Source organism: Methanoregula sp. UBA64 (assembly GCF_002502735.1).
GTDB lineage: Archaea > Halobacteriota > Methanomicrobia > Methanomicrobiales > Methanospirillaceae > Methanoregula.
Map to the genome: position 1 here is coordinate 108,798 of NZ_DAQC01000001.1, position 24,076 is coordinate 132,873.

Sequence of the window (24,076 nt, forward strand, 5' to 3'; positions counted from 1 at the left end):
GCCGGGGTCTCATGGTTGCCTTTGTCCGGAAAAAAATCCGGGGAATGTATCCATGGACTTTGAGAAATTCTGTCGTCACCCAGTCTTTAAGAAAAAACCGATCGATCCGGCCGGGCAGCCCGATCGTACCCTTAAACGCACGCTCAGTTCCTTCGATCTGGTCATGCTCGGTATCGGTGCGATCATCGGGATGGGGATCTTTGTGTTGTCCGGCATCGTTGCCGGCCTCCACGCAGGTAACGCGCTCCCCCTTTCGTTTGTCCTTGCCGGGATCGCCTGTCTCTTTGCGGCTCTCTGTTATGCTGAATTCGCGTCCATGGTCCCGGTTGCGGGAAGCGCCTATACCTACTGCTACATCACGCTCGGCGAGATCTGGGCATGGATCATCGGCTGGGACCTAATCCTCGAATACGGTCTTGCCGTCTCCGCAGTTGCCATCGGCTGGTCGGGCTACTTCAATGCATTTCTTCTCTCGGTCGGGATCGTTATCCCCCCGGCCTTATTGAGCCCGCCCGGGGCCGGCGGGGGGCTGGTCAACCTCCCGGCAGTCCTCGTCGTCCTTGCCCTGTCCCTCCTCTTAATCCGGGGGACAAAAAAGAGTGCGCGGATCAATGCCGCTATCGTTATTATCAAGATCGCCGTCATCCTGCTCTTTATCATACTCGGCCTCTTCTCCTTAAACCCGGCCAACTGGACCCCGTTTCTGCCCCCGGCCGGCTGGCTCGGGGTCTTCTCGGGCGCAGCCATCATCTTTTTTGCCTTTACCGGGTTCGATGCCGTGGTGACCGCTGCCGAAGAGACAAAAAACCCGCAAAAAAGTCTCCCGGTCGGGCTCATCGGGTCTCTTGCCGTCTGCATCATCCTCTATGTCATCCTCGGGATCGTCCTGACCGGTGTTGTCCCGGTCGCCGAATTTGCCGGAACCGGCGCAATGAACGCTCCCATCCCCTATGCGCTCGAACACATGGGCGTGACCTGGGGCGTTGCGGTCATCTCGATCGGTGCGCTTTGCGGGATGACCTCGGTCATTCTTGTGATGCTCTTTGGCCAGAGCAGGATCTTCTTTGCCATGTCGCGCGACGGCCTTCTCCCTGCGGTCTTCTCAGAAGTCCACGGCACGACCGACACCCCGGTAAAAGTGATCCTTGTCACTGGCATTCTCACGGCATGCATTGCCGGGTTTTTCCCGCTCCAGATCGTTGCCGAGCTTGTCAACATGGGGACGCTTGCAGCATTTGCCATCGTTGCCGCCGGGGTCCTCCTGCTCCGGGTCCAGCGCCCCGATATCGAGCGGCCGTTTTCCTGTCCCGGAACCCCGTACATCCCGCTGCTCTGCATCGGGAGCTGCGCGTTTCTCATCTTCAACCTCAACCGGCTCGCTCATTTCATGTTTATTGTCTGGCTCAGTATCGGTCTCGTGGTCTATTTCCTCTACGGGATGCACCGGAACGCAAGCCGGAACGGCCGGGTCTCCTGCGGTACCGGTGCCCCGGCACCGGTCCCCGCCCCGGAGATTGTGCTTCCGGTCCTGCCCCCGCTTTCCCGGACTACGGAAACGACCGAGAACATGTGATGCAGATCGCAAGCATCTAGTGCCGGCAGGAGAACCGGTAGGCTGATGCCCGGCGATCCCGATCCTGGAGTCCTCATGCCAGAAACATATCCGGCAGTAGTCAGGTACGTCCTGTGGGGGATCGTGGCATTCTCGGCCCTCTACATCGCGCTGATCGCGGTAGTCCCGCTGCCGCTCTACCGCCTTTTCGGGAATACGTTCGAGGCAGCTGCCGCCCTTGTCTGCATGGGGATCTGCCTGTACGCGTACCGCTTCTGGTCCGGCCGGGTAATCCTCGTGCTCGCCGCGTTCGCATTCGGGGAATATGCGCTTGCAACGGCGTTCTGGTACCTGTTTACCCTCCTGCCGCTGACCGCGGACTTCGGCCGGCCGTTCGTGTTTACGAGCGTTGCCGAGCTCGCGTTCTTCGGGTTCATGCTCTTCTTTATTGCAGGGTTCCAGATCGAACGGGAAAAGGAACCATTTCCCCTTTCTTACCGCATTATTTTAGTCCTCGTTTTCCTTGCGGTCCCCCTCATGGTCATCGCACGGTACGGCATTGTTGTCCGGACCGGGCTCCTCCTTGTCCAGTTTGCTGTTGTGGCCTGGCTTATCCTTGTCACGATCGGTCACGGGTTCTACCGCTATCCCCTTATCTGGGCCGGCATCTGCCTGCGAGCCCTGGTCTCGATGCTGTACGGCCTGCGCGAGACCCTCTTTTTGTACTACCCGTCATGGAACGTCACCCTCCCGCAGGGCACGACCCTTTCCGTGTACGAGCTTGCAAGCGTTGTGGGTCCGCTCATCATCCTCTCGATCGCCCTCATCACGCTCGGCCTTCTCTCCTACATCCGGGATCCGGGGAACGATCCCCGGCCCCCGGTCTGACTCCTCACGCTTTTTTACCGGAGGTAATGAGCGCGTGGATATCGGTCTTGTAGCAGAGGAGCAGCAAAAAGAAGAGCAGGACCGGGAAGACCAGATCGATACAGAAGCCGGCCGTGCCAAAGTACGCGCTTCCGAGCAGGTTGTAAAGAGCGTGGATGGTCACCGCAAGGCTGTAAAACCCGAGCATGAGTGCCATAAATGCCCTGCGGTCGAAGTGCCCGGCAAGGACGATCCCGTACCCGATGATCCCGCAGGTACATGCGTGCATGAGTGCGGTCGAGAACGAGTGGGTGAGGACGGCGAGCAGGTTGGGCGAGGCAACGAGGCCCGTTTCGATGATGGAAAACCCGATCCCCGATGCGAGCGCGTATAAGAGGATCTCACGGTCGCGCAGTTTTGCTGCCGGCAGCGCGAGGAAGAGCAGGGGCAGGGCTTTAAAAAATTCCTCGATTACCGGCGTGATTGTCAGCGAGACGAGCACCGGGGGCATCTCGACTGCCGCTGCCCCGAAAAGGACCGGTTCGAGAAGGTACACCGGTATCGCGGCAACGATCCCCCAGGCAAAAAAGAGGAAGAACTTCGCATTGATCCTCCCGATGAACATGACCAGGATGAACAGGGGGAGGAAGTATGCCGCGTACAGTATCAGGTCCATTATTCTGCACTACTCCCGGACATTTTTCCTCTCGTTACTCCCGCGGTGATATGTACGTGATGGGAGTCTCAGGATGTTTAGTCCTTTGATGAGGATCGGTTAAAAAAAGGGGCAGGTGCCCGGGAATTATCCGGTCTCCCGCGTGACCTGCACGCCGGTATAACTGCAAATATTTTTTTCCTTAACGCCGCCTATAAAATCCCCGCCATGCTATACAGATGTGCCAGTAACCTGGCACGTTGAGAGAACTCCTCTGCACGAAACGGTCTGGATGGAGCAGGAGAACAGTTTACGGGAAATATGCCGGGACATCAGGTAATGCATATCCGGAGCTCTCCGGTACAAAAAGAAGTACCGGGCAAATGAATCTCCCCAGGTTTCAAAAAAAAGTCCGGTAAAACAATCGTCCCCACGGGAACGAACAGTTTCCCGGCATCTCTCCCCTGCACACTATCTCTAAAAAAAAACCTGCTCCATTCTTTCCCTCTCAATGATCGAAAGGATGCCGCCCGGGCAGCAGGACCGGGTTTTTTGCCCGGATCGTTTTTATCTTGTCGTGCCGGGAGCAGCTGCACCCGATCAGTGCAGTTTTTTTTTCACTCATCCGCGGGTTTAATACACGCGATATACTAACGGGTAATTATCAGGTGGGTTTTTCTCGTACTCACCGGTGAAGACTTATGGATGGGGAGATTATGGCTCAAAAGGTCCCGGTACCGGTTCCCGCACCGGAGGAGGAGATCATCATCCTCGAACCGGGCAAGGAAAGGGCACAGAATATCGTAAAAGCGATATCGCACCAGAACGCGGGGGATCTCATGCAGCTGCTCTCGACAGAAGGCCCCCTGCGCCTCTCCGAGATCGCCGAACGGCTCGGTCTCTCGACCAATGCCGCAAAGTACCATGTGGAGAACCTCATGAATGCGGGGCTTATCGAGATCTCCAATACCCGGTACAGCGTCAAGGGCAAGAAGATGAAAGTCTACCGGCTCAAAAACCAGGTCTTCATCGTAGCGCCTTCGATGTCGTCGGGTTCCGACCTGCGGGCGGCGCTGTTAAAATATGCAACGCTCTGCGGCGTTTTTATCTGCTCGTTTGCCGTGATCCTGTTCCAGCCGTTTGTAACCGTGGTAACCGAACCGGCCGGGCCGCTCTCGGGCTCCCTCCAGACTGCCGGGTCGCTTCCCCCGGCGTACGTCTCCACGCTGCCGGAAGCCGCGCTCGTTGTCGCTGCCATCATCACCATCCTTGCCTTTGCCGGCTTCGAACTCCTTGAATACTGGAAACGCCGGCAGCTGATCGCAGGATAAAAACCGGCGGGATAAAAAACTTTTTTTTAACCTGTATCCCGCTTGCGGCTCCCCGCATACCTCAGGGCAGCCGTACTCCCTTACTGCGATTCAGAGCGGCGAATCGGCGATAATTTCTTCTGCCCCGTCTTTTGGATTCGGGACATCCTTTGTGGCGCGGATGATGAAGATCACCAGCACGCAGAGAACAAATGCGGTCAGGTAGACTGCCTGGTAGCCGAGAACCGAGAGCGCCGGGGTGAGCTTGTTTACGAGCGGCGTCCCGTCACGGGGAATCCCTTCCATGTACATGCGGATCGCAAAGACGCTCTGGAAGAACGCGATCCCAAAGACCATCCCCACGTGCCGGACCGTCATCATCACACCTGACCCGTCGCCCACCGAATCGGGAGGGCAGTGGCCCATGATCAGCCGTGCATTGGGCCCGAAGAACGCGGCGGTCGAGACGCGTGTCACGATCATCCCGGCAATAATGACCACGACCAGCGTGAGCGGGTTGAACGTGAAAAAGATCAAAAAGCCCGCAGCTGCAAGGCCGACGGCAATAATCGAGATGAGCAGGCTCCCGTGCCGGTCGGCAAGGCTCCCGGCAGCCGGGGCAACGATGATCGAGAGGAGTGCCGGCGCGGTCATGATAAGGCCGGCAAGGAACTGGTCGAGGTGCCGGGAGTTGATGAGGTAGATGGGCATGAGGTATGTGACGCCGGAGAAAAGCGTGGTGATGATAAAACAGGTCACGACCGCAAGCCGGAAGTCCCGGTTATGCACGAGCGCCGGGTTGATGAGGGGGTCGGGGTTGTTGCGCTCGCGCAGGACAAAGATCCCCCCCACCACGCAGCCGGCAGCAAAGAGCCCGGCAAGGACCGCGTCCGGCGTTCCCGGCACCTGGTAGAAGGAGAATGCCGAGAGGACAAGGATGATCGCGATGACAAAGAGCGCCGGGCCCAGGTAGTTGAGCGGCTTGTGTTTGATATCCCCGGTGGCGGACGGGATGCAGTACCAGCTCATGGCAAGGGCAACGACCACGATAGGGAGGTTGACAAAGAACGCCCAGCGCCAGCCGGCGTACTGGGAGATGAACCCGCCAAGGCCCGGGCCGATGGCAAACCCCACGGCCGACATTGCGATCAGAAACCCGAGCGACCGGCCCCGGACCGAGGGTGGGAGGTAGGTGGTGATGACGGCCGGGCCGATCGCAGAGAACATGGCGGCGCCGGCACCCTGGAGGATCCGCGAGAGAATCAGCGTCGTGACATCGGGCGAGATCCCGCACAGGAACGATCCGGTGCCAAAGAGCACGAGGCCCCAGAGGAAAAGCTTCCGGAAACCGTACCGGTCCCCCAGTTTTCCCATAAAGAGGATGAGGCCGGTGATCGTGAGCATGTAGGAGATGATGATAAGCGAGCCGACCCCCACCGGGATCTGCCAGGTCTTGTCGATGGTGGGGACCGTGATGTTGACAATGCTCATATCGAGAGCGCCAAGGAGCGAGGCAAGGGAGACCGTGGCAACGATAATATGCTGGCCGGCTTTTGTTGCCGGGTCCGGGAGCAGTGAGAACGGCGCGATGGGAAAAACACCTTTTTTAGTACTTCTCTTATCTTCCCTGAACGATAAAAGAGTATTTTTTTATTATACCGGACTCTCCCCCGGGGAAGAGAACAACGCCCTATATCGTTTACCAAACGAGAAATTATGGTAATTATGGCCACCGACCAGATCCCTCTCGGGAGGTTCTCGCTTATCACCCGGCTCTCGCCAAAAGCGCTCCGGTACTACGACGAGCTGGGCCTCCTTGTCCCGGGCTCTAAGGATATCTGTACCGGGTACCGGTACTATACGACTGCCCAGATCGCCCGGGGCGTCTCGATCAAGGCGTTATGCACGCTCGGGTTTTCGCCCTCGGAGATCGGCGACCTGCTCGCTGCCCGGGACCGCGGCGAGGAAGCGGTAATCGGGCGTCTTTTCGGGAAACGGCGCGGGGAGATCCGGTCTGAAGTCCAGCGGTTACAGGAGATCGAGGCGCTTCTTGTGCAGCAGGATGCGCCTCTGGAGATACTGTACATGTCGTTATCAGAACCCGTAATAAAAGAACTTGCACCCATGCGTGTTATCGCGCTGCGGGGAACGGGATCGTATTCCGAGACCATCTGCCGGCTGATGGGTGCGCTCTGCGCAACGGTTGCGCTTCCGGAAAATTCTTCGGCCGGCCTCAGGGTCACCGGGCCGGTCATGACGCTTTACCATGACAAGGAGTACCGCGAGACGGATGCGGATATGGAGTGCGCGATCCCGATCGCCGGTAAAGTTGTGGTAAAGGATGAGAAGATGGAGATCCGGACGATTCAGGGCGGGACCTGCCTCTCGCTCGTGTACAAGGGGCCGTACACCGGCCTCCACGAAGCATGGAGCCGGGTCCAGGCCGGCGTGGAGAAAAACCGGTTCCGTATGGCCGGGCCCGGGCGCGAGATCTATTACAATGACCCGGCGCTCGTGCCGGAGAGCGAACTTTTGACCGAGCTCCAGCAGCCGGTCGAGCGGGCGTGATGAAAAACCCCCGAGAAGACCGGGGATTTTTTTATGCCCTTCCCATTTTTTTAAGCCGCTCGCCGAGCACCGGCAGGAAATCCTTTTTCCGCGACATGACCCCGTCAAGCCGGGCCGGGAGCTCCGGGCCGTAGAGTGCGGAGATCGCGCCGGCATCCCCGGCGCCGTACAGGTCGCTTGCGTTCTCCACAACGTTCGTGAAAAGTGCAAACGCGAGATCGTTTCCCGTTGCCGCCCGGAGTTTTTCGAGTTCCTGTGCGATCGCAGCGCTCCGCTCCCGGTTCCACGAGAAGGCCGGCACCATCACCTGCGCGATGAGGACCTTCTTTCCCGAGAGTTCGAAGTCTTTTTTGTCGCGTTGTAAGAGCTCTGCGAGCGGGACTCCTGCAAGGTCCATGCCCGCTTCAAGGAGCGCAACGCCGAGCTTTTCATAGTCCTCGCCCGCGATCCCTGCAAGAAAGGCAACGGCTTTTTTGTCCGCATGGGTGGTCGTTGACATCCTGAGCGCGAGTGTGTCGGAGAGGATGCCGCAGAGGAGCACACCCGCCACCGCTTTTGACGGGTCAAGGCCGGACTCCATGTACATCCGGGCAACGATGGTCGAGGTTGCGCCGACCGGCTCGTTCTCGAACCGGATCGGCTTTAAGGTCGTGATCGCCCCGAGCCGGTGGTGGTCGATGATTCCGATCACGTCCGCCTCCTCGATTCCGGGCACTGCCTGCGATGCCTCGTTGTGGTCGAGGAGGACGACCTGTCGGCGCACATCGTCGAGAAGCGTGGTCCTTGTCAGGATCCCGAGCAGTTTTCCCCCGGGCGAGACCACGCACGCGGCCCGGAACTTCGAGCCGGCAACGACCTGCCGGGCCTTGGCGATCGTTTCCGAACAATTGAGGACCGGCACGCTCGTCTCCATGCGCTCCTTTGCGGGGAGCGAGAGGTTGATCATCTTCCCGACCCCGAACGCGTCGAGGTTTGTGGAGAGGACCGAGACATTGTGCTGCCGGGCGGCGGCTTTTACCCGTTCGCCGACCGGGGCGCCTTCCGCGATGATTAAGGCCGCAATCCCGGCCGAGACGAGCGCGAGCTGGGCCGGCTCGTTGTCGCCCACGACCGCGATATCCTTTGCCGTCATCTTTGCCAAGGTGACATGCAGCGCATCGATGGCAATGTACACCCGGCCTTCGAGCACCGGGTGGGCCGGGACAACGACCTCGCCGTTGAGCACCCGGGCAAGCGTCTCTTCGGGCACCGGGTTGACCGCGAGCTCGGCCAGGTGGAGCGTCTCGATGTACGCGTTTGCGAGCGCGTGCTCGCCGATCATCCCGGCCGGCTTTCCGTCCGCATCGGTGATGACCACGTTCCGCAGCCCCTCCTTTGCCATGAGGGCCGCGACATCGTAGGTCGGGACGTTCTCGGGGAGCGCAAAGACCGGCTTATACGTGATATCGGAGAGCCGGGGCTCGACCGATGCGACAAGGGCCGGCTCCTGTGCCCCGAACCGTTCGAGCGCGAACCGGGACTCGGCATTGAGCTCGCCGCAGCGGGCGGCAAGGTATTTCCCCGGCTCGGACCGGTTCTTAAAATCCGCGTACCCGATGGCGCTCGCAATGCTGTCCGTGTCGGGCTGGCGGTGGCCGATACAGTAGACCTGGATCATGGCGTTTTTCCCTCGTTGTGTGAGGTAGTTCCTGCTTCTATCGTTTGCCCGTCAAGGTTCATAAGGTACGGTCCCGGATCCCAACCTATTTATGGCGCGTGCGTGAACCGGATAGTACGAAACCGAACTATTGCGAAAAAGAACTATTCCGGAATTGAACTATGACCAGCCTGTTACAGTTTGCCACGCGAAAGAACGAGCGGGCACGAAGCCTGCTCGCCCTTTATGTGATCCACTCGCTCTCGAAGGGAGAAAAATCCGGGTACGATATCCTAAAAGAGATCGGGGAGCTCACCGAGGGCAGCTGGGTCCCGAGCAAGGGTACGCTGTACCCCCTGCTCCACCAGCTCGAAGACGAGGGACAGATCGTCTCCGTTTCCGAGACAACCGGCGCCCGGGCCCGGGCCGTATTTACGCTCACCCCTGTCGGGAAAGAGACCTTGAAACGCATCCATGCCCACGGCAGGGAACACCACAAGAAAATGGCGCAGTACCGGCAGGTGATCACCGCAATCTTTGGCGACTCCCATCCCCCGGAGCTCGGCCTGCTCTTTGAGATAAAGATGATCCTCGACGAACTGCCCAAAGAAAAAAAGCAAAAGGCGGCGGCCATCCTCCGGCGCTGCCGCGACGAATTACAGGGAGTGATCTAAAAAAATGACAACCGCAGTACAGGTACGCGACCTCACGAAAACCTTCGACAAGCTCACTGCCGTGGACGCGATCAGTTTTACGATCGAACAGGGCGAGATCTTCGGGCTTTTGGGCCCAAACGGCGCCGGGAAAACAACAACCCTCTCCATGCTCGCGACCATGCTCGAACCGACCTCGGGATCGGCAGAGATCATGGGGATCGATATCACAAAAGACCAGGACGGGGTACGAAAAGCCATCGGGATCGTCTTCCAGGACCAGAGCCTTGACGAGGAACTCACCGCGTGGGAGAACATGGACTTCCACGGCCGGCTCTACCGGATCCCACAAGAGGAGCGCGAGCGCCGGGCAGAAGAACTCCTCAAACTCGTCGAGCTTTTTGAGCGGAAAGACGACATCGTGAAAACGTTCTCGGGCGGGATGCGCAGGAGACTGGAGATCGCCCGGGGCCTCCTGCACCACCCGCAGGTCCTCTTTCTGGACGAGCCCACGATCGGCCTTGACCCGCAGACCAGAAACCACCTCTGGAACTACATCGACAACCTGGCAAAAGAGAAGAACATCACGATCATCCTCACCACGCACTATATGGACGAGGCGGACCGGCTCTGCAACCGGATCGCGATCATCGACCACGGGAAGATCATTGCTCTGGACACCCCCGCCCGGCTCAAGGACTCGCTCGGCGGCGACATCGTTACGATCCGTTCGTCAGAACCGGCCCGGATCGCCCCGGCGCTCTCCGCCCCGTGGATCAACCGGATCGAGACCCGGGGGGACGACGTGACGATCAGCCTGCACAATGCGGAACACCATGTCAGCGGGATCGTGACCCGGCTCAACGAGGAGAAGATCCCGATCGAGGCGATCTCGGTCCATAAACCCACGCTCGAAGATGTCTTCCTCTCGTTTACGGGAAAATCGATCCGGGACGAGGAAGCAGATGGGAAGGATGCAATGCGGATGCACTTCCGGATGATGAGGCACTAAATATGGAGATCATCTACACCATCTGGCTGCGGAACATGAAGCGGTACATCCGCTCAAAAAGCCGCATTGTCGGGAGCATAGCCATGCCGCTCTTCCTGCTCCTCTTTTTGGGATTCGGCCTCAACTCGGTGGTCAGCACGAATTCGCTCGGGCAGGACTACCTCTTGTTCCTTGCCCCGGGTATGATTGCGATGAGCGTGCTCTTTACCTCGATCTTTGCCGGCACGCAGATCATCTGGGACAAGCAGTTCGGGTTTTTGAAAGAGACGCTTGTGGCGCCGGTAACGAGGCTCGAAATTATGCTCGGCCAGACTGCCGGCGGGGCGACCACGGCCGTGCTCCAGGGGATCATCCTCATGGTGCTCGCGGTGCTGCTCGGGCTCAAGGTTGCAAACCTTGCCGGGTTCCTGATTGCGTTTGCCTTCATGGTCGTGATCGGGATTGCCTTTACCGCTTTCGGGATCGCGATCGCCTCGCGCATGGAGGACATGACCGGCTTCCAGCTGATCATGAACTTCGTGATCTTTCCCATCTTCGGGCTCTCGGGAGCGCTCTTCCCGATCAGCTCGCTGCCCGGCTGGCTCTCTGCCATCACCATGCTCGACCCGCTGACCTACGGGGTCGAAGGGATCCGGTACGGCCTGACCGGCGCTTCGCAGATCAGCCCGCTGCTCTGCGGGGTCGTGATCGCCGGGTTTGCGGCCGTGATGGCGGCGCTCGGGGCGTACCTGTTCCGGAAGGTCTCGGTGTAAGGAGAAAGAGGCCGGTATTTTTTTAACTTATATGAGTGGCCGGGCCGCGGAAACAAAGAGAGCAATAAAAAAAATCTGCACGGTAGAGCAAAAAACCGTAATGGCTCTTTTTTTATTTAGGATTTTTATCCGGTCCTCATGCAGGACCGGGTGTGGTAAACGACCAGCTCGCGAGCGTCTCGTTGGTATTGAGGTCGATTGTCTGTGTCCGGACTTCGGTCTGGTTTGCCCGAACGGTAAAATCCAGCAGGGTCACGGCATTGGCCCCGGTCCCGTCCTCTTCATCCTGCCGGTCAAACATCAGCTCGCGGACCGTGTGGTTTGTGAGCATCTCCTGTGTGGCAAATCCTCGTTTGGTATGGTAGTGCCCGTTTAAGATCAGGAAAACCTGAGGATTTTTGTCCAGCACTTCGGTCTTCAGGCGCCCGGCAAACCGGTTGTCGTCTTCATACGCTCCTTTGCTGTTGAGAAATGCGTGGGTTGCAATGATCCCGTAGGCCCGGGGGTGGGCAGAAAGAACGGACCCTGCCCATTGTAACACCGCATCGTCTCCGGCATACTCGATATTGACGATCACAAATTCGGTATTTTCCGCAGTAAAAGAGACCGCATTGCTCGTCCCGTTATCATAGGTCCCGAGCCAGTTAGCGGATTCCTGCCGGCTCACAAGTGCCGGATCGAACGCCGGATACCGGTCCCCGATATACGTATACGGGGAGCATGCGGAAGATCGACAGTCATGGTTTCCGGCATTCCACGTGTAGGGTACATGGTTCTTTTGTAAAATTTCCATGGCCGCATTTGCGTTTTTCCATTGCTCTTTGTCATTCCAGTTGTCGACAATGTCCCCGGTGTGAACTACCATCTTTACGTTTGAGCGGTTCCTGGCTGCATCGGCAATCCAGGTGGTAAGATCAGTATATTTTTCCGGGTGGGACCGGGAGAGGTGCTGCGTATCGGTGATCCAGACGATCTGGTACGCGGAGAGTGCGGGTGTTCCCGAAACTGAGCCGGAACCCGGTACCGGGGTTGTGTCGGCTGAACTCGCAGTATGTTCCGGCCCGGAGATAACCGATGAGATCCCGTCATATGCCGTAACGAACGGGTGGAAGAAGATAACAATAGCCTGAGCCCCGAGATCGGCCAGCCCGGACTCCGGTGAAGTCCCGGTGGCCGGTGCGTTATAAGGAACCGGTGCAGGGGAATCTGCGTCGGCCGCAGGGATGCACAGGGCGAGAAGGATGCCGAGGATGAGGATCGAAAAGATCGTTCTTTTTACGGGAACAGTTCCCGGTTTTCCGGTATGTATGAATCTTGCGCTCAAACGTTTTCCTCTCCTGCCAAAGGTATCCTCTCCCGCACCGGACATCTACGGTGAGGGTTTCACCGTCCCTGTTGCCGTAACACCGGTGACGATGTTCTCCGGGTATCCGGGGTTTCCCGGATTCTCTTGCGTTTCTTAAAAGTACGCTTGCAGGTACGGGAATATCATCATTCCCCTTTCCGCCGGACTTTTACGAGCGTCAGGATGTTCCGGTGGTCCCGGTGCCGGTACGTCACGATATCGGCGGCCTGCCGGACAAATGCGATCCCGGGTCCCCGGTCCGCGCCGGGAAATTTTGTCGGATCGAACGCCGGCGCCGAATCGGCGATCTCCACGGCAACCTTTTCCGGCGATCCCGTGCAGGAGACCCGGATCTCCCCGGGTTTTCCCCGGTACCCGTGCCGGATGATGTTTGTCATGACCTCCTTTACCGCAGCGGAGAACTCCCGTACTGCAGCGGGAGAAAAGTCCTGTGCGGCCATGACCTCCGCGATATCGTCCGTGACCCGGAAGATTTCCGTCTCCCGCGCCGGGACGAGGACCTCGAAATGGTTGATGGTCCGCTCCCCCTATTCGACCCGGATGACCATGAGCGTGATGTCGTCGTACTGCGGTGCGCTGCCGCAGAACCTGTTCACGTCAGCAAGGATGGCATCGAGGATCGCGGTTGCCGGAAGGCCGGCCGAGGAACGGATCAGGCCCGTTAACCGTTCTTCGCCGTACATCTCCCCCTGCTCGTTGTTTGCCTCGGTGATGCCGTCCGTGTAGAGCACGATCACGTCGTCCTTTGAGAGCGGGCAGGCGATTGCCTGGTAGGGCGTGTTCTCTATCGCGCCCATGGCAAGCCCGGTGGCTTCGAGCTCGGAGATGGTACGGTCCGCGGCATGGTAGACCATGGGCGGGTTGTGGCCGGCGTTCACGTACGAGATGATCTTTTTCTCGTGATCGAGAATACCGTAAAAGAGCGTGACAAACATCCCCGCGGTGGCATCGGCAGCGATCAGGTTGTTGGCATCGTAGATTGCCTGCGCCGGCTCGTCCCGGTGCCAGGTGGCGTTGACCCGGACAATGATCCGGGACAAGGCCATGAATAATGCTGCCGGCACGCCTTTGCCGGAGACATCGGCGATCAGGATTCCCATGCGCTTGTTCCCGAGGTGCACGACCTCGAACGGGATCACGTCGAAGAAATCTCCCCCCACTTCTTTTGCCATCACGCTTTTCCCGGCAACATCGAAGCCCTCGACCTTGGGGATGTTTTTGGGAAGGAAGCTCTGCTGGATCTCGGCGGCAATGGCAAGCTCCGTGTTCTTCTTTGCCACATCCTTGACGAGCGTGTCCCGTTCTGCCTGCATCTTCTTCTCGCTTTCCAGGTTCCGGATCATGAACGCGAAGATCAGGACGCCCAGGGCGTTTGCGATCGCCATCGGGACCCAGATGGTCTCGACAAGGGCAAGGGCCGCGGAGAACGGCTGCGCAATGATGAGCGTGATTACCATGTGCAGGCTCTCCATGAGCACGGCAAAGATGACCGCGATATGGATCGGGGCGAACTTTCTCCTGTACAGGAGCCAGATGATGCCGCCAAAGAGCCCGGAAAGGAGGGTCGCGATGATGCAGGGGACCATCGTAAAGCCGCCAAGCGATGCACGGTAGGCTGCGCCGATGAGCCCGGCGCCGAGTCCCACGAGCGGCCCGCCAAGGAGGCCGGCCATGATGGGGCCCAGGTCGCGGACATTGATGACCGCGTCCATGATCGGGATCCCGCCCATGGTGCCGTACACGGAGAGGGCGCCAAAGAAGACGATCAAAATGACCTGGACCTTTATTACGGGATGACCTTCGAGCACGCTTGCAAAAAACTTACTCCGGGTCAGCAGGTACGCCGCAACAATGATCACGCACATGAGCTGGATCATGGCGAGAATGAGGGGGAGGAGGGAGTCTGCCATGGTGGTGTTCTGGCAGGAGTTTGGCGGGGATCTGATTTAATGGGTGGGGATAGTAATCATAGCCGGCCGGGGCTCCCGACAGCACCCCGAAAACGGGCAGGGGTATCCGGTGGGATCGGCCCGGCCCGGTCATCCGTAAAAAAAACAGATTATTCCGGCATCCGCCGGGGCTCCCCCGGAGTATTCCCGGCCCTGCACGCATCGGATATGCAAAGGGCAGGAATAAAATGCGGGAATGGTTTACCAAATCCCTCAGGCCGTCACATAGCGGTAGTAAAACTGATCATTAAAGTCCACCACGTGCTGGTAATCGGGGTCGTTGTTGTGGACAAGACCGCGTTTGACCAGGTGTTCATAGGTGGTAACGGCCAAAACATACGTGTTCATGACATTGCCATTGTCTATCGCGCTTCCCCCGCAGGCATCAACATCATAGGTCCATGGTCCCCCCCAGGCGTAGATCATGGGGGCTTCGTTCGGTTTTGCCTTCCGGAGCTTCTCGATATACTCCTTTGTTATGGTAACCGTTGTATCAGGGCCCAAGGTGACCACAAACGTTACGTTGACCTTATCGAGGGAGTCCGGGACAATCACCCTCTGGTAATACCCGTCACGAGTCCAGCCATTCTGATCGCCCTGGCCATTGATGTTTATAACTGTTTTCCCGGTAATATAGGATACCAGGTAAAAACTCCAGGTGCCGGTATAATCACATCGGTCCCAGATGTAATGATCGGTAAACAAACATCCGGGATCGGTATAAGATCCGGCAGCCAGAGCCGCCGGCATACAGAGCATGCTGGCAAGCAGTATTCCAAGAAAGCACATTCCTGTTCTTTGTATCATTTGTAAGACCCTCTGTTACCCGGACTGCCCGCTCGTACGATCCGGCCCGGCACGCCGGGGGCGGAACCGGGCATCCCCGAAAGGTAGTTTCCCCATCCGGGATCAACTAAAAAACGTACGGGGTGAACAATAATAGTCTTTAAGTTGAGTGAAATCTTTTTTTCACTCATCGCAACTCTCATACTCCGGCCCACCCGTAGTAGTATCTGGTGAATTTTATGCGAGCGTCATTCCGGAAATTTGTGTGGATCGCAATCGTACTCATGATTGTTCTCTGCGGTGTCACTCTTGCTGCTGCCGCCTCCACAAACGAAGATCCCTGTCCCAATCCTGATATAAAAACCGTCAGGGATGCATGCGAGAAGGTGTGTATCATGCCAAACGGGGTCCTGGACCTAAACTGCTACGAGAGCTGCGTTGATGACGTCAGCCGTTACGGATTCTGATAATCAGTGATCGCATTCCCGGTTGTTCTCTGCCGGGTCTCCCCGGATCCTGCCGGCAAACCGCTCCCCCGTGTTAACGCAGGCGAAGGGCTGTAATGCGTGCACTATACCAGACGGGGTCATGACCGGGTTTATGGCTGCTCGCAAACTTCCTCATTTTTCCCGTCTTGTGGTTCCCGGGCGCAATCTTTTCCAAGCGTCTGCTCCCGTTTCAGGATTTCCCCGTTCACCAGCCTCAATCACCGGGCTTCGATCGGGCCGACGCGTTCGATCGTCCACGCGGTATCCTTATACGTGCCGTACTCCCGGGTCCATCCGGGATCAAAGGTGAAAAAATATTTTCCCTCATCGCCGGGCTTTTGCCCGATCGCGGATAACCGGTGGCTGATCGACAGGATTTTTCTTTCCTGTTCTCTGCACCAAAGCCGGGACTTCCGATACCCATGAAACAGATAACCGCCGAGCTGCTCCTGCTCTGTACCGTATTTTTGTGGGGTTCGTCGTACCTGTTCATGAAGCAGGGGATAGCAACGTTTGCGCCGTTCAACCTCATCGCGCTCCGGTTTGGCATCGCATTTCTCGTTGCGGCGCTGGTCTTCTGGAAACTATTTCCCGGTCTCCGCCTTAGTACGGTCCGGTGCGCCGCGGTGCTCGGGTTTGTGATCTTTTGCGGGTTCGCGTTCCTTCTTTCCGGGCTCAAGGACGAGTCCACGACCGGCGCGGGATTTTTGATCGGGACAACGGTCGTGATCGTTCCGATCCTCCAGGCAGTTTTCTGTTCCCGGGTCCCCCGGCGCCCGGTCATTCTCGGGATCGTCCTTGCCCTTGCCGGGATCTTTTTCCTCACGGCCGGTACGGCGTTTGTTCTCGATACCGGCGCCGTCCTGTGCCTCATTGCCGCGTTCTTCTGCGCATGGCAGATCATCCTTACCGCCAGGTTCGTGAAGACCGAGCCGGTCCTTCCCTTAGCGATCCTCCAGCTCGGGTTTGCCGGTCTCTTCGGCCTGGTGTTCACGCTCCTCTTTGAAGCGCCGGTCCTTCCGGCAACCGGGCAGGACTGGATGATCATTCTCGAACTTGCCGTGCTCTGCAGCGCTGTCGGGTATGTTGTCCAGACCCTTGTGCAGAAATACACCACGCCCGAACGGACCGGCCTTATCTTTTCGCTGGAGTCCGTGTTTGCCGCGGTCTTCGGGTTCTTCGTGCTCCACGAAATCCTGCCGGTGACCGGGTATATCGGGACGGCCCTGATCCTCTGCGGGGTTCTTGTGGCGGTGGTGTGCGATAGGCAGGTTTCTCCAAAAAAGGTGTCCGGGCCGGAAGGATCCGGGACGATAAACAAGACCTGACCGGAACCCGGATGCGTTTCTTTTGGCCCGGATCATCCGCCGGGCGGTTCGTTCACCAGCCCGGCCAGTGTTCGATCCGGCTTATAACCGGACTCACTGTGCTACTTCCGCAGCAGTGTTTTTCCCCGCATCCGGTTGTGCCCGGACCTGCCCGGTTGTCGCGAGTGTGTTGAGGTCCGCGACAGCGATCCCGAGGGCCGCTAAGCCGGCTGCCAGGAGGACCCCGCAGGCAAACACAAACCCATAACAGGCCGCCATCATCAGGATCTTCCCCCGGCTTGCCTGGAGGAAGAAGTCATAGTCATGGTTAAGCAGCAGGGGGGACTGGCCGATTACGAGCGCCACAACCGTGGTCACAAGGATCACGGCTCCACAAAGAAGGAGGCCGCCGAGGATCTCGGCCCACATCCTTTTCATGAACCGGAAGGATGCAGCAAGAGCCGTAACCAGCCCCGCGTCTTTTCGGACAATGAACGGTACGGCACAGATTACTATAAGGAACTCGATTGCCGCGATCACGACAAGGTGTGCAGAGAACCAGATTGCCATAGTGAACTGGTCCGGGAAATAGTAGGCATAGGGCAGGTAGAACAGAGTCATATCGATGCCGAAGATAATCTTCCCGAAGAACTGGGTCTGGGTAAATACCGCAAACAGGAATGTACCGGCAAGCGACATGAGGACTGCCAGAAACTCAAGGGTCAGTACGTGGGGACCGGTTGCGGCAAACGATTCCCGGATTGTCAGGGGCGCGGGCGAGTTCTCGCGGAGACGGTACTGGATAAGGGCTGCAAAAATGATGGTGAGTGCGGAGAGAAAGATCAGCTGGAACGGGAAGAGCAGGCAGTTAAGTATGAGCGTAACGCTTCCGGCCTGGAGCGTGACAAGGAACGGCGCATCCACCTCGGTATGTACGAGCAGGTATGCCTCGCCTGCCACAAGGGCAAGTATCGCAATCCCGAAAAGAGCCATAAACACGAGCAGGCCCCGGTCCCTGAATACAGAAGTGACCGAGTCCGCTGCAAGGGCGATTCCTTCCCGGATCCGCCCGGGGGCTGCACCACCGCTCCCGCTGCCGGGTCCTGCGGCCTGCCGGGTTGCTGCCGGCGCCACGGGCGGTACTGCCTGTGCTGTATGCATGACCGGTGCATGGGGGCACCAGCCCAGCCAGCCGTGGATACCGTTCGAATCGTGTGTCATGGTAGGATCTCCCGTCATACCTATCCCCATCCCATCAGCTCGAATTCATCGAGCGGATCTTTGCCATCGTCCTCCCAGTCCGAGTACTGGTATTTTACCGGGACAGGGACGCCGGAGGCCACATGAAAAGCTATCGGCATACCGTTCCTGAATGTGCCTGAATAATTCCTGGCATCGGGATAAGTCCCATACGGTACGGTGACCGATTCGATACCCTTGTCGGTAAAGGAAATATTCATCCCGCCAAACGGGGTGATACCCAGCGATCCTGCCGGCTGATCTTCGGGACGGCGCTGTACAGCGGTCGTATCGTTGTATACTTCCTGTATTGTTATCACGCCTTTCACAGAAACGGACCATGTGCCGCCAAGGTAGCTGCCCGTTGATGCATCGTAGTACAGGTTCTGGGTTCCCACCCTGCCGTTCTTTACCGTTGTACTGATATTGTTTACATAATCGGAATAATCGGAAACGATAGTGTACTTCTCCCGAAGTGCCGGTGTATTTTTGTAGGTGTCCTGCGATCGCTCCATGTGGATTGTACCAACATACGAGAACCGGGCACCTGAATTCAGGGTTGTAGTATGGGTCCACCGGTAATCAACCCAATGAAATCCGGAGCCAAAAATTTTTACCGGGTTTTCTGCGGGTGTGCTCCGGGCCGTTGTGACCGGTGGCGTCGTATGCGTAGCGACCGTAACCGGTTCGCCGGGTGTGGCGACAGCAACGGTGGTTTGCGGAATCTGTTCCGGTGCAGGGGTTGTGCTCTGGCCGGTGCACCCGGCACAGATGACCGCTGCGATAACAAGCGCGATCGCGAGTATCGCTGTTCTCATTTCATCATCTCTGGAGGGAGTGTAGGGATAGTTTTCGGGATTTGCATGAGCATCATGCCAGGCTCTCCTTAATTTTCGTGAATAATTCTTCAGCCATCTTTGTCGGGTTGGCGGTCTTTTCAATTTTAAGGCCGAGCTCGGTTGCATAGTCCCACAGGAGCTCGGTGCACTCGGTGTACCGCTGGCACGACCCGCAGTCGCCATCGTGTTCGTACCAGACCTGGACCCCGTGCTTTTCCGAGACAAAGATGATGGCCGCGGTACGGAACGGGATGGACCGCCCAAGGAGAATTCCCCGTGCGGGATCGATCGTATCGATGGCTACCTGGTTTGCCGCGGCCATCTCTTTGAGCGTGGTCCCGATCTTCTCGTCCATCAAAAGGAGCGCCCGGGAGACTGCCTGGCGGGAGATCCCGCACCGGTTTGCTATTCCGATATTGGACTCGCCGCTCCTGCGCAGTGCCCAGAATCCGAACTGTTTGTCGTTCGTTTGCAGGAACATATGTCAACATTGGCATGTTGACACATATACTTTTTGGAGAATTTTCAATCGCTGTGGCTGTGATGCCCCTGAAAGCCTCATATCTTCGTTCTGTACGATCCGCGTCCGTTCCCCCCGTAAAAAAAGACCTGACCAAATGAACGCTGCTATTAGGTGATATTTTTCTCTGACGTAAAAATGCCCTCCGGGCCGCGAATAACGGTCGGTTTTTACGGGATCGCGGTCGGTTTCATGAAAAAGACAGGGGATCCGGGCTCAGCCCGGGCCCGGAAAAGATCAGGTCAGATCGAAGTGTTGCCGGTCGGTCCCTCCGGACAGGTCCCGGGAGGTACGATCCCCCGGGTAAAACCGGGCCCGATACGGCCCCGGATTCCCGGATCCCGATCCCGCCCCCTCCCGGAAAAGCCCGTAAAACACCCGGATTGGGTTCGCATGGAAAACAGCCCCAAATCACGTCCCGTTTGCCGAAATACGGCCGCTTTCGATGCCCGATAACAGGGCACTATCGCGTTTGGACAGGGGATCTTTTTGCCACATCCAATCACCCTTGCGACCCTGAGATCGGCCAAAAGAACGCGGCTAAATGCGTGGGGCTGAAAGGAGGTGTTTTTACGACGGAGGATGGCGGGGTGGTGAGGGAATTTGGGGGGAAACAGGCCGGTGGAATGTGGCTACTAGAAAAAATTTGCAATTAAAAGCATATTGGAGACGAGGAGTATGTGCCGATCAAGGATGCCCTATCTGGATATATCACTGATATGTTCCCAGTGGTATCACCAATTGGAGATACGTATCAGTGATATATTTAAGTAGTTATCACCCCAAAGTGATAATCATGGAATCCTCTGATAATCCAGTGACTGCAGAGGAGTATGTCAGGACACAGTTAGACCTCTCTTCAGATTCAATAGATCTGGAACCGGAGATACTGGGCAATCTCTATGATGCCCTGAATGTCGCACTTCCCCTACAGCCGGATCATATAATTCAGGACCGTGGGAAAATCTATTTCATCGAAATCAAGAAAGGTTCCGTGACCCTCGACACCCTTGCACGAATGAACCTAAACCGGGATCTCTGGCAGAAACAACCCGGCCACCCGGAAGCCCGACTGGTTCTTGCTGCAAAGACCCTCAATAAAAGGGAAGAAGAGTTGGCTCGAAATCTCGATATCCGGATAATAAAACTCCCGTGGGCAGTCCGTTCGCCCAAAGGTCAGGAATACAAAGCTGCCGGTATCCGTATCAGCTCCGATAAATCCTGGCGGATCATTACCCGCCTGCTTAAGGAAAAGAATACCTCCATCAGACAGCTGGCAATAAAAGAGAATGTATCTTACGGGTGGACGCACAAGGTAATCGAAACCCTTGCCGAACAAAATATTGTCCGAAAAGACGGGGGCTATGTAACCATAGCCGATGTAAAAAATCTCCTGAATGGTGTTGCATGGGAACGGCCCATGAAAAATTTACAGGCATGTGAATTTTTTGTGAATTTTACCGGGGCCCACGTGGCCGCTCAGGAAATCACCCGGACGCTCAAAGGCCAAAAAATTCCCTTTGCGTTCGCGGGTTACACAGCAGGGGGATTATATACCTCGTATGCATTCCGTCAGGATATGATCAGCCTCTATCTTGAAAAGGGAGACATCGATCAGTTAAGGGAAAATTTTGGTACGACTCAAGAGAACGCTCTCCGCGCCGTGATTTATTCCCCGGACCGGGACGTATTCACCCAGGCGCAGGAAAAAGAATCCATTGTCATCGCATCCCCCGCCCAGACCCTGCTCGACCTTGCAGGACTGGGGTATAGCGCCATGGACCTGACTCTTGCAATGGTGGAGAGATATGCCGGTCTATGATCCTGGCCCGGAGATCATTGAGGCATCGGCTGCGGAGCTCAAAAAAATTGTATTCTGGGTGAATGCATCCCGCCCGGGTTCCAATTTCCCGGATATTGTCCTGATCGGGGGCTGGGCCGTAGATGCCTACAACCCGTATTTTGGATCGGTGGATATCGATCTCGTTACCGATAACCGGAGTCGTGAAGCGTTAATCGGGCACCTGACGACTCATGAAGGATACACCCCAAGAATCCAGTACCCTGTCAGCACTGTTGAGAAAGTTACCGCTCATGGTGAGATCATTCTAGATTTCATACCCCGGGAAAATCCCTACCGGTATGAAGGACATGGCGATATACCATTTACCTTTGACATTCTCACCGGCAATACTGTGTCCAGAAATGTACGGGGAGGGGCAGGAATTCAGGTTCCAAACCGTTCAGTCCTGCTGTTATTGAAAATGAAAGCCGCGTGGGACAGGACATACAGGATTCTCCATCAGACAACCCAAGATATCCGGTGGGAAGGAACGAAAAAAATCAAGGATTGTGCCGACATCCTCGCGTTGATCGATCCCCGTCACGGAGGACGCGAGGTTGATCTGGAAATTATCGGGCGGGAAATTGCACGGGCCGGATTTCTCCGGGAAATTATTGTACAGATACCTGATCTGGACGCGGTGCGGGATCGGTACACACGGATGGACCGTCAGGAAATCCATCGGGTGTGCGATGATTTCGCCTCTCTCTTGTAATCTTTACGTACCTGCGGTGTTTTTCTGAAAAGAAGGATCATTAAAAATTTAAAAAAAAGCTGACCGGGAATCTCCCCGGCCCTTAATACTCCCCGTACTTCTTCACAGCCGCAAACAACGCCCTCACGTTCTCCGGCCGTGCTTCGCCCGAGATACCGCCGTCAACACCCGGGTAGATCATCATGCCGCCTTCCTTGCAGTCCTCAAGCATCGACTTCATGTAATCGTCCACCTTCTGCGGCGTGCCGCCAATGAGAAGCGAGTTCGGCGGGCCCGAGACAAGGATCACGTGGTCGCCGAGCACGTCCCGGACCTTCCGCGGATCGGTCTTGTCAAAGACCGCGACGATCTTCTTTTTTGGCAGTTCGAGCAGAGTCTCAAGGTGCGCATCGTGCCGGCCCTCGAAGAGAATGTAGGGCGTCTGGCCCATCTCGATTGTTGCGTTGAGGACTTTTTTCAGGCTCGGCCAGTAGAACTCGTTGTACAGCTTCGGGTTGAGGTACTCGTTTAAGTGCAGCGGGAAGAAGCACTCGACCACGTTTGTCCCAAGGGCCTTTTGCACCTCGGGCGGGACCGCGCCGGTGAGCCGGGCGGACTCGATCAGCGGATCGACCAGCGCATCCGCGGCCTGCTTCACGAGATCCGGCCTGCGGTAGATGTCGAGCACGATGTTTTTGATATCCCGCAAAAAGTCGCTCACCACATCGAGCGGCGCATAGCTCCACGAGGTCGGGAAGGTAGGGATGCCCATCTTTCCCAGGTCCCCGATGAGCGCTCCCGACGCCGCGCCCGCCTTTGCGATCTCCGCACCGTACGCAAGCATCGCCGCGTTTGCCGCCGGCGAGCCGGGGTCTGCAAGCGCCGGGCACATCCGGGGCAGGGCCACGCGGTTGAGGTAGCCGGACGGGTCGGCAATGAACTGCCCGTACTCCTCCGGCTTCATGATCTCTTTACCGATAAACTGCGGGTGGGCCGTGGGCTCCAGCTCCACGCCGGGCCATTTCGTGTACACGTCTTTTAAGATCGTGTGGTAGGTGGCGAGCATGAAGCGTGCGCCGGAGGCGAGCTGGGGCTGGTTCTTCATGAACGTCAGGGACATGTTCGTCCCTTCAAGCCCGTTTAAGATGAGCAGGGAATCGAAGTCAAAGTCCCGGGCGGTTTTTATTGCCGCATCATGGTTCTTCGCGTAATCGAAGTAGATCTCCTGCGCCGTGTATCCCGCGTACCTCCCGTGGAAGAGGCTTGACATCGCGGTGACCGGCACCCGGTCCGGCTCCTTCCCGTTAATGACCGTTTCAAGCCGGGTGAGCTTCTCGCGATAAATTGCAGCGCCGTCCATTGCCTTCACGCCCCGGCCATGGCCTTGATCTTCCGGATACCGACCGCTGCATCGTCGGCCCATTCATCGGCGCCGGTGTGCTCCTTTGCTTCCTCGTCGCACCTGCCGCCGCCGATAATGATCTTCACCTGGTCGCGGAGGCCGGCAGCTTTGATCGCATCGACCGTCTTTTTCATCGACTCGATCGCCTCGGTTAAAAGGCCGCTCATGCTCACGACTTTCGGGTGGTGCTCCTGGATGGCTTTGACAAAGACCGCGGGCGGCTGGTCAACGCCGATATCGATCACCTCAAAACCTTCCGCTTCGAGAAGTGCCGAGACAATGTTCTTGCCGATATCGTGCACGTCCCCTTCGACCGTACCGACCAGGATCGTTCCCTTGCTTTGCACCTTGTGCTCGCCAAAGACCGGCTTTAGGAGCGCCATTGCCTGCGAGAGGATTTCGCCGGCCATCATGAGATCGGAGACAAAGTACCGCCCTTCCTCGAAACGTTTGCCCACGATATCCGTAGCCTTGCGGATATCTTCGAGGATCTGCATCGGATCTTCCTTTGCAGCGATCCGCCCTTTTAAGATGTCGATACAGTTCGTCTCATCGAGATCGACGAGAGCGTTGACAAAATCAGCTCGTACATCTGCCATGGTTCACCCCGTAAGAATTGCGGGTTTTATCAATGGAAT

The 24,076-nt window shown here is 57.3% G+C and carries 23 protein-coding genes; 11 read left to right on the forward strand and 12 right to left on the reverse strand.

Translation table 11 applies throughout. The features are described from left to right. Positions 1-52 precede the first annotated feature (52 nt). Together BP758_RS00500 and BP758_RS00505 are read left to right on the forward strand one after the other, a co-directional pair. A complete protein-coding gene (locus tag BP758_RS00500; RefSeq protein WP_292367654.1) occupies positions 53-1,573 on the forward strand; it encodes an amino acid permease in 1,521 nt (506 codons plus the stop codon). Between the two features lie 75 nt (positions 1,574-1,648). Then, positions 1,649-2,440 carry a hypothetical protein gene (locus BP758_RS00505; RefSeq protein ID WP_292367657.1) on the forward strand — a complete coding sequence of 264 codons (792 nt, stop codon included), beginning with the start codon at positions 1,649-1,651 and terminating at the stop codon, positions 2,438-2,440. A 4-nt stretch (positions 2,441-2,444) separates the two neighbouring features. On the opposite strand, the gene BP758_RS00510 is transcribed toward BP758_RS00505, so the two are convergent. After that, positions 2,445-3,095 carry a PrsW family glutamic-type intramembrane protease gene (locus BP758_RS00510; RefSeq protein WP_292367658.1) on the reverse strand — a complete coding sequence of 217 codons (651 nt, stop codon included), beginning with the start codon at positions 3,093-3,095 and terminating at the stop codon, positions 2,445-2,447. 695 nt (positions 3,096-3,790) lie between these two features. Between BP758_RS00510 and BP758_RS00515 the strand changes: the two genes are divergently transcribed. Then, a complete protein-coding gene (locus BP758_RS00515; RefSeq protein WP_292367660.1) occupies positions 3,791-4,405 on the forward strand; it encodes an ArsR/SmtB family transcription factor in 615 nt (204 codons plus the stop codon). A gap of 90 nt (positions 4,406-4,495) precedes the next feature. Here BP758_RS00515 and BP758_RS00520 read toward each other — a convergent pair whose 3' ends face one another. Continuing rightward, on the reverse strand, positions 4,496-5,974 hold the full coding sequence (locus BP758_RS00520) for an MFS transporter (RefSeq protein ID WP_349680501.1): 1,479 nt from the start codon (positions 5,972-5,974) through the stop codon (positions 4,496-4,498). A gap of 135 nt (positions 5,975-6,109) precedes the next feature. Between BP758_RS00520 and BP758_RS00525 the strand changes: the two genes are divergently transcribed. Further along, complete coding sequence (locus tag BP758_RS00525) at positions 6,110-6,952, forward strand: MerR family transcriptional regulator (protein WP_292367662.1); 843 nt, start codon at positions 6,110-6,112, stop codon at positions 6,950-6,952. A 31-nt stretch (positions 6,953-6,983) separates the two neighbouring features. Here the strand turns inward: BP758_RS00525 and BP758_RS00530 are convergent, their stop codons facing one another. Further along, a complete protein-coding gene (locus BP758_RS00530) occupies positions 6,984-8,609 on the reverse strand; it encodes a putative manganese-dependent inorganic diphosphatase (protein WP_292367664.1) in 1,626 nt (541 codons plus the stop codon). Positions 8,610-8,770: 161 nt separating this feature from the next. On the opposite strand from BP758_RS00530, the gene BP758_RS00535 reads away from it, so the two are divergent. From BP758_RS00535 to BP758_RS00545, 3 genes are read left to right on the forward strand one after another with little or no spacing between them, the layout of a single operon-like run. Further along, positions 8,771-9,262, forward strand: coding sequence for a PadR family transcriptional regulator (locus BP758_RS00535; RefSeq protein ID WP_292367666.1), 492 nt, complete (start codon positions 8,771-8,773; stop codon positions 9,260-9,262). Positions 9,263-9,266: 4 nt separating this feature from the next. Next, positions 9,267-10,253 (forward strand): ATP-binding cassette domain-containing protein, encoded by a 987-nt coding sequence (locus tag BP758_RS00540; RefSeq protein ID WP_292367667.1) that lies wholly within the window; start codon positions 9,267-9,269, stop codon positions 10,251-10,253. 2 nt (positions 10,254-10,255) lie between these two features. Further along, positions 10,256-11,005, forward strand: a complete 750-nt coding sequence (locus tag BP758_RS00545; protein WP_292367669.1) for an ABC transporter permease — start codon at positions 10,256-10,258, stop codon at positions 11,003-11,005. Positions 11,006-11,141: 136 nt separating this feature from the next. Here the strand turns inward: BP758_RS00545 and BP758_RS00550 are convergent, their stop codons facing one another. The 4 genes from BP758_RS00550 to BP758_RS00565 form a co-directional block, all read right to left on the reverse strand. Beyond that, entirely contained in the window at positions 11,142-12,329 is a 1,188-nt protein-coding gene (locus tag BP758_RS00550; RefSeq protein WP_292367671.1) for a metallophosphoesterase, read from the reverse strand. 167 nt (positions 12,330-12,496) lie between these two features. After that, positions 12,497-12,886: an ATP-binding protein gene (locus tag BP758_RS00555; RefSeq protein WP_292369940.1), complete on the reverse strand. Its 390-nt coding sequence runs from the start codon at positions 12,884-12,886 to the stop codon at positions 12,497-12,499. Positions 12,887-12,898: 12 nt separating this feature from the next. Beyond that, positions 12,899-14,281 (reverse strand): PP2C family protein-serine/threonine phosphatase, encoded by a 1,383-nt coding sequence (locus BP758_RS00560; protein ID WP_292367673.1) that lies wholly within the window; start codon positions 14,279-14,281, stop codon positions 12,899-12,901. A gap of 252 nt (positions 14,282-14,533) precedes the next feature. Beyond that, the gene (locus tag BP758_RS00565) at positions 14,534-15,070 is read right to left on the reverse strand and encodes a hypothetical protein (RefSeq protein ID WP_292367675.1); all 537 of its coding nucleotides are present in this window, start codon (positions 15,068-15,070) and stop codon (positions 14,534-14,536) included. 275 nt (positions 15,071-15,345) lie between these two features. Here BP758_RS00565 and BP758_RS00570 point away from each other — a divergent pair, with 275 nt between their 5' ends. After that, positions 15,346-15,573 carry a hypothetical protein gene (locus BP758_RS00570; protein WP_292367676.1) on the forward strand — a complete coding sequence of 76 codons (228 nt, stop codon included), beginning with the start codon at positions 15,346-15,348 and terminating at the stop codon, positions 15,571-15,573. A gap of 443 nt (positions 15,574-16,016) precedes the next feature. Then, entirely contained in the window at positions 16,017-16,922 is a 906-nt protein-coding gene (locus BP758_RS00575; RefSeq protein WP_292367677.1) for a DMT family transporter, read from the forward strand. A 93-nt stretch (positions 16,923-17,015) separates the two neighbouring features. Here BP758_RS00575 and BP758_RS00580 read toward each other — a convergent pair whose 3' ends face one another. Genes BP758_RS00580 through BP758_RS00590 form a run of 3 tightly spaced genes read right to left on the reverse strand, consistent with a single transcriptional unit; the run spans position 17,016 to position 19,460 of the window. Continuing rightward, a complete protein-coding gene (locus tag BP758_RS00580) occupies positions 17,016-18,122 on the reverse strand; it encodes a hypothetical protein (protein ID WP_292367678.1) in 1,107 nt (368 codons plus the stop codon). Between the two features lie 20 nt (positions 18,123-18,142). Beyond that, on the reverse strand, positions 18,143-18,958 hold the full coding sequence (locus tag BP758_RS00585; RefSeq protein WP_292367679.1) for a hypothetical protein: 816 nt from the start codon (positions 18,956-18,958) through the stop codon (positions 18,143-18,145). A gap of 52 nt (positions 18,959-19,010) precedes the next feature. Continuing rightward, positions 19,011-19,460 (reverse strand): hypothetical protein, encoded by a 450-nt coding sequence (locus tag BP758_RS00590; protein WP_292367680.1) that lies wholly within the window; start codon positions 19,458-19,460, stop codon positions 19,011-19,013. Positions 19,461-20,493: 1,033 nt separating this feature from the next. On the opposite strand from BP758_RS00590, the gene BP758_RS00595 reads away from it, so the two are divergent. Both BP758_RS00595 and BP758_RS00600 read left to right on the forward strand, forming a co-directional pair. Continuing rightward, entirely contained in the window at positions 20,494-21,321 is an 828-nt protein-coding gene (locus BP758_RS00595; protein ID WP_292367681.1) for a hypothetical protein, read from the forward strand. Then, positions 21,308-22,057, forward strand: coding sequence for a hypothetical protein (locus tag BP758_RS00600; RefSeq protein ID WP_292367682.1), 750 nt, complete (start codon positions 21,308-21,310; stop codon positions 22,055-22,057). The genes BP758_RS00595 and BP758_RS00600 overlap by 14 nt, the downstream gene beginning before the upstream one ends. A gap of 82 nt (positions 22,058-22,139) precedes the next feature. On the opposite strand, the gene BP758_RS00605 is transcribed toward BP758_RS00600, so the two are convergent. Then, complete coding sequence (locus tag BP758_RS00605) at positions 22,140-23,396, reverse strand: uroporphyrinogen decarboxylase family protein (RefSeq protein ID WP_292367684.1); 1,257 nt, start codon at positions 23,394-23,396, stop codon at positions 22,140-22,142. A 5-nt stretch (positions 23,397-23,401) separates the two neighbouring features. After that, positions 23,402-24,037: a cobalamin B12-binding domain-containing protein gene (locus tag BP758_RS00610; RefSeq protein ID WP_292367686.1), complete on the reverse strand. Its 636-nt coding sequence runs from the start codon at positions 24,035-24,037 to the stop codon at positions 23,402-23,404. Between the last annotated feature and the right edge of the window lie 39 nt (positions 24,038-24,076).

Excerpts from the sequence above, each read along its gene's own strand:
- BP758_RS00540 (WP_292367667.1), top strand. The coding sequence starts at position 9,267 with ATGACAACCGCAGTACAGGTACGCGACCTCACGAAAACCTTCGACAAG.
- BP758_RS00585 (WP_292367679.1), bottom strand. The coding sequence starts at position 18,958 with ATGAGAACAGCGATACTCGCGATCGCGCTTGTTATCGCAGCGGTCATC.
- BP758_RS00530 (WP_292367664.1), bottom strand. The coding sequence starts at position 8,609 with ATGATCCAGGTCTACTGTATCGGCCACCGCCAGCCCGACACGGACAGC.
- BP758_RS00510 (WP_292367658.1), bottom strand. The coding sequence starts at position 3,095 with ATGGACCTGATACTGTACGCGGCATACTTCCTCCCCCTGTTCATCCTG.
- BP758_RS00515 (WP_292367660.1), top strand. The coding sequence starts at position 3,791 with ATGGCTCAAAAGGTCCCGGTACCGGTTCCCGCACCGGAGGAGGAGATC.
- BP758_RS00500 (WP_292367654.1), top strand. The coding sequence starts at position 53 with ATGGACTTTGAGAAATTCTGTCGTCACCCAGTCTTTAAGAAAAAACCG.
- BP758_RS00590 (WP_292367680.1), bottom strand. The coding sequence starts at position 19,460 with ATGTTCCTGCAAACGAACGACAAACAGTTCGGATTCTGGGCACTGCGC.
- BP758_RS00580 (WP_292367678.1), bottom strand. The coding sequence starts at position 18,122 with ATGACACACGATTCGAACGGTATCCACGGCTGGCTGGGCTGGTGCCCC.
- BP758_RS00560 (WP_292367673.1), bottom strand. The coding sequence starts at position 14,281 with ATGGCAGACTCCCTCCTCCCCCTCATTCTCGCCATGATCCAGCTCATG.
- BP758_RS00600 (WP_292367682.1), top strand. The coding sequence starts at position 21,308 with ATGCCGGTCTATGATCCTGGCCCGGAGATCATTGAGGCATCGGCTGCG.
- BP758_RS00605 (WP_292367684.1), bottom strand. The coding sequence starts at position 23,396 with ATGGACGGCGCTGCAATTTATCGCGAGAAGCTCACCCGGCTTGAAACG.
- BP758_RS00525 (WP_292367662.1), top strand. The coding sequence starts at position 6,110 with ATGGCCACCGACCAGATCCCTCTCGGGAGGTTCTCGCTTATCACCCGG.
- BP758_RS00565 (WP_292367675.1), bottom strand. The coding sequence starts at position 15,070 with ATGCCGGCGGCTCTGGCTGCCGGATCTTATACCGATCCCGGATGTTTG.
- BP758_RS00575 (WP_292367677.1), top strand. The coding sequence starts at position 16,017 with ATGAAACAGATAACCGCCGAGCTGCTCCTGCTCTGTACCGTATTTTTG.
- BP758_RS00505 (WP_292367657.1), top strand. The coding sequence starts at position 1,649 with ATGCCAGAAACATATCCGGCAGTAGTCAGGTACGTCCTGTGGGGGATC.
- BP758_RS00535 (WP_292367666.1), top strand. The coding sequence starts at position 8,771 with ATGACCAGCCTGTTACAGTTTGCCACGCGAAAGAACGAGCGGGCACGA.
- BP758_RS00610 (WP_292367686.1), bottom strand. The coding sequence starts at position 24,037 with ATGGCAGATGTACGAGCTGATTTTGTCAACGCTCTCGTCGATCTCGAT.
- BP758_RS00545 (WP_292367669.1), top strand. The coding sequence starts at position 10,256 with ATGGAGATCATCTACACCATCTGGCTGCGGAACATGAAGCGGTACATC.
- BP758_RS00570 (WP_292367676.1), top strand. The coding sequence starts at position 15,346 with ATGCGAGCGTCATTCCGGAAATTTGTGTGGATCGCAATCGTACTCATG.